Raw genomic sequence first — 11989 nt, forward strand, 5'->3', positions numbered from 1 at the left:
TGGGTTTCGGCATGCACCAGGTTGGCCTGCACGCGCAGGGCTGCACCCTGGTCCCAGTTGTTGATGTTTTGCAGCTCCCCGCGCTGCTGGTCAAACCGCGCGGTGCCGGGCTGGTAGCGGCCCGCGTCGGCGGCCACGCGCCCGGCCTGGTGGGCCTGAGCCACCGGCTGGCCCGCGCCGATGGCCTGGTCGTAGGCCGTGCCGTAGTCGCTCAGCCAGACGTTGTCGGGCTTGTAGCTGCGGTCCAGGTTTTCGGCCATGGAGCGCAGGTTGTAGCTGCGCCCGGTGTTTTCCCGGGTCAGGTAAGCACGGGCCTGCACCACGGGGCTGCTCAGCTGCAGGGCGTGCTGCTGCAGCCGGTAGCCCTCCAGCTGAAAGCGGTTGGAGCGCTGATACACGTTGTCGAACCAGGCCCCGCGGTAGGTGTAGCTCAGCTCGGTGGCGGGCCGCGGCCGGTAGTACAGCGCCGCGTCGGCTTTGCCCAGCTGCAGGCGGTAGTCTGCCACGTCCCGCTCGTCGTAGCCGGTGCGGGCCACCGAGTAGGTTTTGCCCCCGCGCCGGAAGGTCAGCCGGTTCGACGACTCGTTGCCGTAGCTGTTCACCGGGTCGAGGGCGGGGTTATCCGGGCCCAGCAGGCCGGTGGTGGCGTTGCCGGCCGGGTTCAGCTCGGTCTGGTCGTTGGCAACCCAGTCGTAGCCGCGGCTGTAGGTACCATTCACTTTGAAAGCCAGCTTCGGGACCAGCACCCGGGCGTAGCGCACACTGGTTTCGGCGTAGGCTTTCACGCCCACATTGCTGTCGTTCAAATGATTAACCCCGGTCTTCTGCTGTACGCTCAGCCCCTCGGAGCTGAACGGGTTGCGGGTGCTGAAGTTGGCCAGCCCGTTAATAGCATTCAGCCCGTAGAGCGCGGCGGCCGTGCCCGGCACGATTTCCACGCTGGCAATATCCAAATCACTTGGCCCCAGCACGTTGCCGATAGGTCCGCCGATGTGGGGGGCCTGGTTATCGATGCCATCCACGAGCTGCACGAAGCGCACGTTGGTGGTATTGGCAAAGCCTCGGGCGTTGAGCACCTTAAACCCCAGGCTGGGCGTGAGCACCTGCACGCCCTTCACCCCTTCCAGCGCGTCGAAAAAGGAGGGCGCGGGCGTCAGGTGCAGGGCCCGCGCCGTCAGCTTCTCCACCGTCACCGGCGACTTGAGGATGCTCTCCTCCACGCGCGAGGCCGTCACGACTACTTCGGCCAGCTCCAGCTGCCGCGTGCTGTCGGCGGGCAGAGCGACAGGCACCTGGGCCAGCCCGATACCCGGGCTCATCCCCAGAATGAGCAGCAACCCTAGAGGTTTTCCATTCCACAGCCATTCCCTTCGGGTAACGTTCAGCATAGGCGCCACAAGCAATATCCGGTCGTTATATTTTCTCAAACATAACGCTTGCGGACGGCAATAGTTTTCGCGCCCGTCTTTCTCAGGGGTTGGGTAACGCAGCGTAACCCAGGTGCCTGACCAGGCAGCGCTACTGCGCCAGGTGGCGGGATTCTTCGGCCAGAAAGGCCTGAAACCGGGCTTGCAGGGCCGTAAACTCCCGTATCATCTGCTGGCCGGCCTCCGTCACGACGGCTCCCCCGCCCTGCTTGCCGCCGGCCTGGGTGCTCACCAGCGGCTCGCGCGCCTGCTGGTTCATGGACGTGACCAGGTCCCAGGCCCGCTTATACGACATCTGCATTTCCTGCGCGGCCCGGGAGATGGAGCCTAGGCGGTCAATCTTCTCCAGCAGCTCTAGCCGCCCGATGCCCATAAACCGTTCGGTGGGGCCTTCAATCCAGAGGCGGCCATTGAGGCGAAAAGGCAAATCGGGGTGGAGCAGCTCTTGCATGGCTGCAAGTGTAGGAAAAGCTTCTTGCTTTATCCCGCTAAGCCGCTTTTTGGCACTTGCTCCGGCCTGTTTTCGTGCTGCTATGCTTGACTTGGTACATACAGTCTGAACAATCGGTCAACAAAAAAGCCCCGCCGTACAGTGCGTACGGCGGGGCTTTTCAGTGGCTAGAAATGCAGAAATACGGGCCTCTAGCCGGCCATAAACGTGCGCATGCTCAGGCCACCATAGCTCACTTCCTCGAACGTGTGGGTAATATCCTCCTCCTCGTCGGCCAGGCCCAGGCTGTAGAGCACCGGCAGGTAGTGGTCGGTGGTGGGCACGGCCAGCTGGCCACTGGCACCGCCCAGCTGCTGATACTTCACTAGGCTGGCAAAGTCGCGCTGGTCGATTTTAGCTTTCACCCACTCGTCGAACTCGGTGGCCCAGGCGTAGGGCGTCGCGTCGCCCTGCATCAGCTTGGGCATGCTCTGGCGCAGGTTGTGTACGATGTTGCCGCTGCCGATAATGAGCACGCCCCGGTCGCGCAGGAACCGCAGCTGCCGGGCCAGGTCGAAGTGCTGCTGCATGGATTTGGTAACGTCCAGGCTCAGTTGAAACACGGGAATGGTGGCCTCCGGGAACAGGTGGTGCAGAATGGTCCAGGTGCCGTGGTCGAGGCCCCAGTCGTGGGAGCCGTGCACGTCGGCCACGTGCTCGATGATGGACTGGGCAAACGTGGGCGCGCCGGGCGCGGGGTATTGCATGGCAAACAGCTCCTGGGGAAAGCCGCCGAAGTCGTGAATGGTTTCGGGCTGCTCGTTCAGGCCCGCGAAGGTGCCGCGCGTGAGCCAGTGCGCCGACACCACCAGAATGGCGTTGGGCACCTGGCGCTGCCGGATTTCCTGGCCCAGCCGCTTCATGCGGCGCGTAAAGGCATTGTCTTCCAGGGCGTTCATCGGGGAGCCGTGGCCCACGAAGAGTACGGGCATCCGCTCGGTGCGGGCAAAGGAAGTGGCGGTTGTATGAATGTCGTGTAGGTTCATGGCGGAGACAAGGGGCAGCAGAGCCAGCGTTTTAAGAAAGGTGGTGCGGTTCATACTGCTTCCGTAGGTACACAACAAAATTATCCGGCTTGCTTCCCTTCTGCCTTGATGTAGGATAAGAAATGAATGTGCTGCTGTTCGTCTGCTCGTCGTGTCCTCGCGAAGCGTAGCCGTGGCACCCGCAAGACAGAAAAAGAGCCGCTTATGAAAACCTTACCGCTACCGGTGGCCCGCCAGTTCCTTGCGGATACGGCTCAGCGACTCGGGCGTGATGCCCAGGTAGGCGGCAATCAGGCGCTGGGGCAGCCGCTGAGTCAGGGAGGGATAGGTCCGGATAAAGTCGAGGTAGCGCTCCTCGGCCGTGGCGCTGAGCGTGGCAATCAGGCGCTTCTGCATGGCCTGCAAGCTGTTTTGCTGCAGCTCGTAGAAAAAGGCCTGGAACGGCGGCCCGAGCTGGGGCAGCTGCTGGTAGAAGTCGGGCCCGAAGAGCAGCACCCGGGAGTCTTCCAGCGCATCGATAGAAAACAACGCCGGCTCGTGGTGAATCAGGCCGTACTGGTCGGCTATCCACCAGTTTTCGGGCGCAAACTGCAGCACGTGCTCCTTGCCCTTCTTATCGACCACGAAGCTGCGCAGGCAGCCCTGCGCCACGAAGGCTCCGTAGCGGCCCACCTCACCCTGCCGCACCAGCTGCTGCTGCCGCTTCAGCTCCTTCGGCACCAGCACCCGGCCCAGCGCGCCGAACTGGGCATCGGTAAGGGGCAGCTTATTTTGGAGATAGGCTTTGAGGTGGTCCAGCATAGACGAAGATAAGCGCGGAGGGCAAACCCAAGATTACGGTGGCCACTGGGTAAGCCAACTAGTCAGTCATCTAGCGCATGGCAATCAGCACCTTACCTAGGTATTGAGCGCAACTATAAAGTTGCTGCTCCCCGTTGCGCCTCCCGGTAAAGTAGATTCATTCTAAAAAACTGATATTTTATTTGGATGAATTCTAAACTAGCCTCACCTTTGTCTTAAGTTTAACGATTCTAAATAACTAATGCGCCGTTCCCTACTCCTTCCGCTCCTGCTTCTGACCTTCTTTTTGCCAGCTACCAGCTGGGCACAGACCTTAAGCGGCTTGATTGTAGGAAAGCTGGTGGGCACCGACGGCGCGCCCCTGGAAAACATTTCGGTGAGCCTGAAAAAAGCCGGCACCGGCGTCAATACCGAAGCCGATGGCAGCTTCAAGCTCCGGGCCGAAGCTGGCGTGCAGCTGCTGCATATCAGCGGCCTGGGCTACGTGACCCAGGAAACATCGGTGGAAGTGGTAGCTGGCAAAACCACTACCCTGCCTACCACCACGCTGCGCATCAATGAGCACGAGCTGGCCGAGGTGAAAATCATGGAGCAGCGCAGCCTGAACCAGCGTCCCGCCAGCATCAGCAAGATGCCCATTGCCCCCCTGGATTTGCCCCAGGCTGCCGTTACCATCGACCGGCAGGTGCTGGAGCAGCAGCAGGTATTGCGCCTGAGCGACGCGTTGGCCAACATCAGCGGCCTGTACGTGACCAGCACCACCGGCGGTACGCAGGAAGAGCTGGGCAGCCGGGGCTTCGCCTACGGCTCGAACAACACCTTTAAGAACGGGGTGCGCTTCAACAACGGCGTAATGCCCGAAGCCAGCTCCCTGGAGCGCATGGAAGTACTGAAAGGCAGCACCGCCATTCTCTACGGCAACGTAGCGGCCGGCGGCGTGCTAAACCTGGTGACCAAGAAGCCGCAGTTTGAGCGCGGCGGCTCGGTAGGTCTGCGCGTGGGCTCCTTCGGTTTCTGGAAGCCAACGGTAGACGTATACGGTGCCGTGGGCAACAGCCAGAAAGTAGCCTTCCGTATTAACGCCACCGCCGAAAAGGCCAACAGCTTCCGCGACAAAGTAGAGTCGGACCGCGTGTATGTGAACCCCTCCCTGCTGTTTGAGCTGACGCCCAACACAACCCTGGTGCTGGAGGGCGACTACCTGCGCGACAACCGCACGCCCGACTACGGCATCGGGGCCATCGACTACCAGATCCAGGAGTCGCGCACCCGCTTCCTGAACGTGGACGGTGCCAACAACGCGACCAACCAGACCAGCACCACCGCTACGCTGACCAACCGCCTGAACGACAACTGGCAGATCCGGGGCGTGGCCGGCTTCCAGCGCTATGCCAACGCCCAGCGCAGCGCTTCCCGCCCCGTGGCCAGCGCCGTGCCCGCTACCTACGGCAACCTGACCCGCGGCCTGCAGCGCTCCGAAACGAATGAAAACTACTACCTGGCGCAGTTCGACCTGACCGGCAAGTTCCGCACCGGCTTCCTGGACCACACCCTGCTGCTGGGCGCCGATGCCGACCAGTACCAGACGACAGCCATTGCCTACACCAACCCCGATTCGAAGCTGACGGCTAACGCGGCTAACACGGCCTTCGATATTATCAACATCCTGGACCCTAACAAGGTCATTGCCCAGCCCAAGGAGCGCCTGACGGGCTTCCAGGACCTGGTGCGCAACACCTACACTAAGGGCAACACCCGCCGCGCCGGCTTCTACGTGCAGGATCTGCTGAGCGTGACGGAGAAAATCAAGGTGCTGGCCGGCCTGCGCTGGAGCTACCAGGAAACGCCCAGCGACGTGTACTACTACAACACGTTCGTGAACCGCAACACCAAGCCCGCACCGGTAGCCGGCACGCTGGTCAACAACCGCCGCTACGACAATGCCTTCTCGCCCCGCCTGGGCGTGGTGTTCCAGCCCGTTAAAACCACGGCTCTGTTTGCTTCTTATTCCAACTCGTTTACGCCCAACACGGGCTTCGACCTGGAAGGCAAAAGCCTCGCTCCTTCCCTGATTGACCAGTACGAAGTGGGCATTAAGAACGACCTGTTCAAAGGCGCTCTGTCGGCCAACATCACGGCTTACCGCATCGTGAACAGCAACCAGTCGCAGAGCATTCTGCCCACCGACCCGCGCTTCGGCACCTCCCGCACGCCCAGCCCCCAGGAGCTGGCCGGCCAGGTAACCAGCAAAGGCGTGGAAGTGGACGTGCAGAGCAAGCCCGTGAATGGCTGGTCGGTGATTACCGGCTACAGCTACAACAACACGGCCTACACCAACAGCAACATCTACGAAAACGGCAGCCGCCTGCGCTACAACCCGGCGCACACGGCCAACCTGAGCCTGTTCTACAACTTCAGCAGCACCTTTGGCAACAATACCTTCCTGCGGGGCCTGAGCGCCGGCTTCACCACCTACTACGTGGGCGATAAGCTGGCCGGCCGCAACCCCCGCCTGCTCGACCCGGCTACCGGCCTGGCCTGGAAAACGGCGGACGCCAACAAGTTCATTACCATCCCCAACTACACGCAGTTCGATGCCTCGCTGGGCTACAGCTACGAGCGGGTGTCGCTGCGCGTGAAGCTGGCCAACATTCTCAACGAGCTGAGCTACAACATGCACGACGACAACAGCGTGAACCCCATTGCTCCCCGCAACTTCTCGGCCACGGCCAGCTACCGTCTGTAAGGAACTCGTTTCGAAAGCTAGTGATTAGGTGAGGTAAGCCCGGGAGGTGTCAGCTGCAACTGGCTACTTTCCGGGTTTACTGCCGAAAAATCCGCCCGGCTGTCCGTTCTTTGTCTTTCCGACTTCGTCCGTTTTTATGAAAATCCTGTTTCGCAACATTCACCTCTACCTGAGCCTGGCCTCGGGCCTCGTTATTGCCATCGTCTGCTTTACCGGCGGCGTACTGGTCTTTGAGAAAGAGCTGGACCAGGCCTGGCACCCCGAGCGGTTCTTCGTGACGCCGCCCGCCAGCCAGCAGCGCCTGCCCCTGGCCCAGTTGGTAGAGGCCGTAAAAGCCACCGACCCCAAAGCCAAAGTAGGCGGCGTGAAAGTATACGCCGACCCCAAGCGCACCGTAGAAATCAGTCTGGCGGGTGCGCCGGGCGGCCCCGGTGGCAAGCCGGAAGGCAGCCGGGACGGCGGCAAGGCCGAGGGTGGCAAAGCCCGCGGCGAGCAGCACGGCGGCGCCGAGCATGGCCCCAAGGGTGAGAAAGGCGGCGAGAAGGGCAAAGGCGGGAAAGGTGGCGAAGGTGGCCGCGGCCCCACGGTGTATGTAAACCCCTACACCGGCGCCGTCATCGACAAGGTGAACTACCGCGACACGTTCTTCTTCACCATGATGGCCCTGCACCGCGGCATGGTGGGTGGCGCTATCGGCAAGCTCATCGTGGGCGTCAGCACGCTCATGTTCCTGTTCATCATCGGTACTGGCATCGTGCTGTGGTGGCCCGCTACGCGCAAGGCCGTGAAGCAGCGCCTGACGGTGAAGTGGGACGCCAGCTTCAAGCGCCTCAACCACGATCTGCACATTGTGCTGGGCTTCTACAGCGCCCTGTTCCTGTTCGTGTTTGCCTTCACGGGCCTGGCCTGGTCGTTTGAGTGGTTCAACAACGGCATCTTTGCCGTGACCAGCTCCGACTCCAAAGGTCCTGAGGCGCCCAAATCGACGCTGGCCCTGAACGGCGCCACGCTCAACTTCGACCAGGCCTACACCGTGGCCCGGCAGCAGACGCCCGGCGCGCTGTCGTACGGCATTTCCCTGCCCAAGGACTCGACGGAAGCGGTGCGGGTAATGACCACCGGCCTGGATGCCGCCTATGAAGGCGCCACCGACGAGCTGTACCTCGACCAGTATACCGGGCAGCCCCTGGGTAAGCTCAACTTTGAAGACCGCAACCTGGGCCAGCGCGTACGCCGCACCTTCAAGCCGGTGCACACCGGCGCCATCTTCGGCACGCCCTCGAAAATCGTAGCGCTGGTGACCTGCTTACTGGGCGTCACCTTCCCCGTGACGGGCGTTATTATGTGGCTGAACCGCCTGCGCAAAGGCAAAAAGAAGGAACTGAAGAAAGCCGCTATGGCTGCGTAAGCCGTTTATAGTGAATCTTTTCATGCAGGGCCCGGGCAAAGCAATTTGCCCGGGCCTTGTTTATGGGGTGTAGGGCCAGCAGCAGGCCATTTCGCTGCCGGAATAAGTCAATCGTCCCGTTAGAAATCATAGGAACGCGGTAATTATTGCGGCCACATACAGCGACACCCCTATATTTGGCAAAAAACAACTCTATAATGATGGTATCTACAATGGCCGGCAGCCTCATTGGCTCCGAAATTATCAAGATTGGCAACGAGGTCAACGACATGATTCGCAAGGGCGAGGAAATCTGCAACCTCACTATCGGCGACTTCGACCCGAAAATCTATCCTATTCCCGAGGGGCTGCAAACCGCAATTGCGGCAGCCTACGAAGCCGGCAACACGAACTACCCGCCTGCCAACGGCATGGCCGACCTGCGTACGGCCGTCGCGGAGTTTACCACCGAGCGGCTGGGCCTCACCTACTCCGTCAACGACATTCTGGTGGCCGGCGGCTCCCGTCCGCTCATCTACGCCACCTACCTGGCCCTGATTGACCGCGGCGACAAGGTGGTGTTTCCGGTGCCTTCCTGGAACAACAACCACTACTGCCACCTCTCCGGCGCCGAGCCCGTGATGGTGGAAACCCGGGTGGAAAACAACTTCATGCCCACCGCGGCGGAGGTTGCGCCCCACCTGAAAGGCGCTACGCTGCTGGCCCTGTGCTCCCCGCTGAACCCAACGGGCACCGTTTTCTCCAAGGAAGACCTGGAGGCCATCTGCGACCTGGTAATTGCCGAAAACAAAACCCGCGCAGCTGGCGAGAAGCCGTTGTACATCATGTACGACCAGATTTACTGGATGCTGACCTTCGGCGAAACCCAGCACTACGACCCGGTAAACCTGCGCCCCGAGCTGCGCGACTACGTCATCTACATCGACGGCATCTCCAAGTGCTTTGCCGCTACCGGTGTGCGCGTGGGCTACGCCTTCGGCCCCAGCAACGTCATCGACAAGATGAAGTCGATTCTGGGCCACGTGGGCGCCTGGGCCCCCAAGGCCGAGCAGGTAGCCACGGCCGTTTACTTGAAGCAGGGCGCCGACGTGGATGCCTTTATCACCAGCTTCAAGGTGAAAGTGCAGCGCAGCCTCGACGCGCTCTACAATGGCTTGCAGGACCTCAAAAGGCAGGGCTACCCCGTCGATGCGGTGGTGCCCCAGGGCGCCATCTACCTCACGGCCCAAATCAACGCCATCGGCAAAACCACGCCCGAAGGCAAGCTGCTGGCGACCAACAAGGATATTACCTTCTACCTGATTTCGCGGGCCCGCCTGGCGGTGGTGCCGTTTGGCGCTTTCGGCACCGACGAAACCTCGACCTGGTTCCGCATGTCGGTGGGTGGGGCTTCCCTGGAAAGCATGGAAGCGGCCCTGCCCCGCCTCAAAGAAGCCCTGGACGCGCTGAAGTAGCCATTGCCCGCTGTAGAGACGCATAGTTGCGTCTCACTCGTTGAACGATAATCGTTGTGACGGCAGCAACGACGAGACGTAAGTATGCGTCTCTGCTGCATTTACTGAACACCATAAGTTGGGGCAGACCGCGCAGGTTTGCCCCAACTTTTTGTAGTATCCCTCCCCCCATGAAGGCCTTCCTTTTTGATTTGAACGGCACGATGATTCACGACATGGATTATCATACCGACGCCTGGCACCACATCTTCAACCACGAACTGGGCGGCAGCTTCACCCGCGAGGAAGTAAAGCCCCAGATGTACGGCAAAAACCAGGAGGTGCTCGTGCGCATGTTCGGGCCCAACCGGTTTACTGCCGCCGAAATGGACGAGCTGGCCTTTCGCAAGGAGCAGCGCTACCAGCAGGAGTTCCGGCCTCACCTGGCTTTGCTGCCGGGCCTGGCGGAGTTTCTGGAACGAGCCCACCAGCAGGGCATTCTCATGGCCATTGGCTCGGCCGCTATTCCCTTCAACATCGACTTCGTGCTCGATACGCTAGGCATCCGGCGCTACTTCGGAGCAGTCGTCAGTGCCGACGACGTGACGCTAAGCAAGCCCCACCCCGAAACCTTCCTGAAAGCCGCCGCCCAGCTCGGTGTGGCCCCGGAAGACTGTATCGTATTCGAAGACGTACCCAAAGGGGCCGAGGCAGCTTTACACGCGGGCATGAAAGCCGTCATCCTGACCACCACACATGAGCAGCACGAGTTTATGCACCTGCCCAACATCCTGCACTTCGCCGCTGATTTTCGGGCCGAAGCAATAGAGAGCATCATCGACAACATTTAAGGGCCGTTCGAAGCCGCATTTCAACCGTACGAAGCCACTTCAAGGCCTTACGAAACCGTACTCAAGGTGTACGAAGCCGTACTTCAGGCGTACGGAGCCTCATTCCAGGTATTCGAAGCCGTACTTCAGCTGGACGGAACCGTACTTCGAACGTACGGAGCTACCAGTGCCAACAAAAAAAGCCTCCTGCATTGCTGCGGGAGGCTTTCTTGTTGGCTGCAACACCGCTTAAAACGGCGGGTCGTCGTTGCCGAAGTTGCTTTTCGGGAAGGGCACCGGCCCCGGGCCGCCCTCGTTGATCTTGCTGCCCAGCCGGATGGTGTTCGGCGCGAAGCCGGGCTCGTCGTCGAAGGTGCTGGCCGGGAAGGCGCCGGTGTTGTAGTCGGCATCCATGCCGAAGGCGCCGCCCCCGTCGAGGTCGGCAAACTTGGTAAACTTGCCGATAAACTTGAGCTGCACGGTTTCCAGGGAGCCGTTCCGGTGCTTGGCAATGATAACCTCGCCCGTGCCCTGGGTCGGGTTGCCCATTTCGTCCTCCGTAATCTTGTAGTACTCGGGGCGGTAGAGGAACACTACCATGTCGGCGTCCTGCTCGATAGAACCCGATTCGCGAAGGTCACTGAGCTGGGGCTTTTTGTCGCCGCCCCGGGTTTCCACCGAACGGGAAAGCTGCGACAAAGCCAGCACCGGTACGTTCAGTTCCTTAGCAATACCCTTCAGGGCCCGCGAAATCGAGGCAATTTCCTGCTCGCGGTTGCCGGCGCCCTTGCCCCCATCCGAGTTACCCGTCATCAGCTGCAGGTAGTCGATGATAATCATCTGGATGTCGTGGTGGGCCTTGAGGCGGCGGCACTTGGTGCGCAGCTCCCGGATGCTGAGGCCCGGCGTGTCGTCGATGTAAATCGGGGCCGACGAGAGGCCGGCAATCTTGTGGTTGAGCTGGGCCCACTCGTAGTCGGCTAGGTTGCCTTTCTTGATTTTCTCGGAGTCCAGCTCGGCTTCGGCCGAAATCAGACGATTCACGAGCTGAATCGAGGACATTTCCAGCGAGAATATGGCCACTGCCTTCTTGTGGTCCACGGCCGCGTTGCGCATGGCCGACACTACGAAAGCGGTTTTACCCATACCCGGCCGAGCCGCAATAATCACCAGGTCAGACGGTTGCCAGCCCGAGGTGACGCGGTCTAGGGCCGAGAAGCCCGAGGGTACGCCGGTGAGGCCGTCCTTCTGGTTTTTCTTTTCCTCCAGCTCCTTGATGGCCTTGCCCATCAGGCTGCGCATGTCATCGAAGTTCTTGCGGATGTTGGATTCCGACACTTCGAACAGGGCCTGCTCAGTGCTGTCGAGCAGGTTAAACACGTCGGTGGTGTCCTCGAACGCGTCGCGGTGAATGGTGCTGGCAATGTTGATCAGCTCCCGCTTGATGGCGTTTTCGGTGATGATGCGGGCGTGGTACTCGATGTTGGCCGCCGAGTTTACCTTGAAGGTGAGGTTGGCCACGAAGTGGGCCCCGCCGCCGGCTTCCAGCTCGCCCATTTCCCGCAGCTCGTGGGTTACGGTCAGGATATCAATCGGCTCGGATTTGTCGAACAGATTCAGGATGGCCTTGAAGATGCGGCGGTGCTTCTCGTCGTAAAAACTCTCGGGCTTGAGGATGTCGATAACGGTGGTCAGGGCATCCTTTTCCAGCATCAGGGCACCCAAAACAGCGGCTTCCAGCTCGCGCGCCTGGGGCGGGAGCTTGCCCGACGGCGTGCCCATGGACAGCTGCGGGGGGCGGCTGTTCCAGGCAGCTTTGGCCCGCGAGGCAGATTGTTTTAGGCGGTCATCCATCCGATCATTCATCG

The 11989-nt window shown here is 60.9% G+C and carries 9 protein-coding genes; 4 read left to right on the forward strand and 5 right to left on the reverse strand.

Annotated elements, in window-relative coordinates; genetic code table 11:
- The 4 genes from LGH70_RS06225 to LGH70_RS06240 form a co-directional block, all read right to left on the reverse strand.
- The coding region (locus LGH70_RS06225; RefSeq protein ID WP_226183751.1) for a TonB-dependent receptor plug domain-containing protein at positions 1–1337 on the reverse strand (1337 nt) is incomplete at its 3' end.
- Positions 1338–1518: 181 nt separating this feature from the next.
- Entirely contained in the window at positions 1519–1878 is a 360-nt protein-coding gene (locus LGH70_RS06230) for a winged helix-turn-helix domain-containing protein (protein ID WP_226183753.1), read from the reverse strand.
- A gap of 191 nt (positions 1879–2069) precedes the next feature.
- Positions 2070–2957 carry a 4,5-DOPA-extradiol-dioxygenase gene (gene ygiD / locus LGH70_RS06235; protein ID WP_226183755.1) on the reverse strand — a complete coding sequence of 296 codons (888 nt, stop codon included), beginning with the start codon at positions 2955–2957 and terminating at the stop codon, positions 2070–2072.
- A gap of 165 nt (positions 2958–3122) precedes the next feature.
- A complete protein-coding gene (locus LGH70_RS06240; protein WP_226183757.1) occupies positions 3123–3704 on the reverse strand; it encodes a Crp/Fnr family transcriptional regulator in 582 nt (193 codons plus the stop codon).
- A gap of 322 nt (positions 3705–4026) precedes the next feature.
- Here LGH70_RS06240 and LGH70_RS06245 point away from each other — a divergent pair, with 322 nt between their 5' ends.
- The 4 genes from LGH70_RS06245 (at position 4027) to LGH70_RS06260 (ending at position 10142) form a co-directional block, all read left to right on the forward strand.
- Entirely contained in the window at positions 4027–6450 is a 2424-nt protein-coding gene (locus LGH70_RS06245) for a TonB-dependent receptor (protein WP_226183759.1), read from the forward strand.
- A gap of 136 nt (positions 6451–6586) precedes the next feature.
- Positions 6587–7858, forward strand: coding sequence for a PepSY-associated TM helix domain-containing protein (locus LGH70_RS06250; RefSeq protein WP_226183761.1), 1272 nt, complete (start codon positions 6587–6589; stop codon positions 7856–7858).
- A gap of 197 nt (positions 7859–8055) precedes the next feature.
- The gene (locus LGH70_RS06255; RefSeq protein WP_226183763.1) at positions 8056–9312 is read left to right on the forward strand and encodes a pyridoxal phosphate-dependent aminotransferase; all 1257 of its coding nucleotides are present in this window, start codon (positions 8056–8058) and stop codon (positions 9310–9312) included.
- Positions 9313–9482: 170 nt separating this feature from the next.
- A complete protein-coding gene (locus LGH70_RS06260; protein ID WP_226183765.1) occupies positions 9483–10142 on the forward strand; it encodes an HAD family hydrolase in 660 nt (219 codons plus the stop codon).
- A gap of 228 nt (positions 10143–10370) precedes the next feature.
- Here LGH70_RS06260 and dnaB read toward each other — a convergent pair whose 3' ends face one another.
- Positions 10371–11903, reverse strand: a complete 1533-nt coding sequence (gene dnaB, locus LGH70_RS06265) for a replicative DNA helicase (RefSeq protein ID WP_226184689.1) — start codon at positions 11901–11903, stop codon at positions 10371–10373.
- Between the last annotated feature and the right edge of the window lie 86 nt (positions 11904–11989).

The organism is Hymenobacter nitidus (assembly GCF_020447315.1).
Taxonomy (GTDB): Bacteria; Bacteroidota; Bacteroidia; order Cytophagales; family Hymenobacteraceae; genus Hymenobacter; species Hymenobacter nitidus.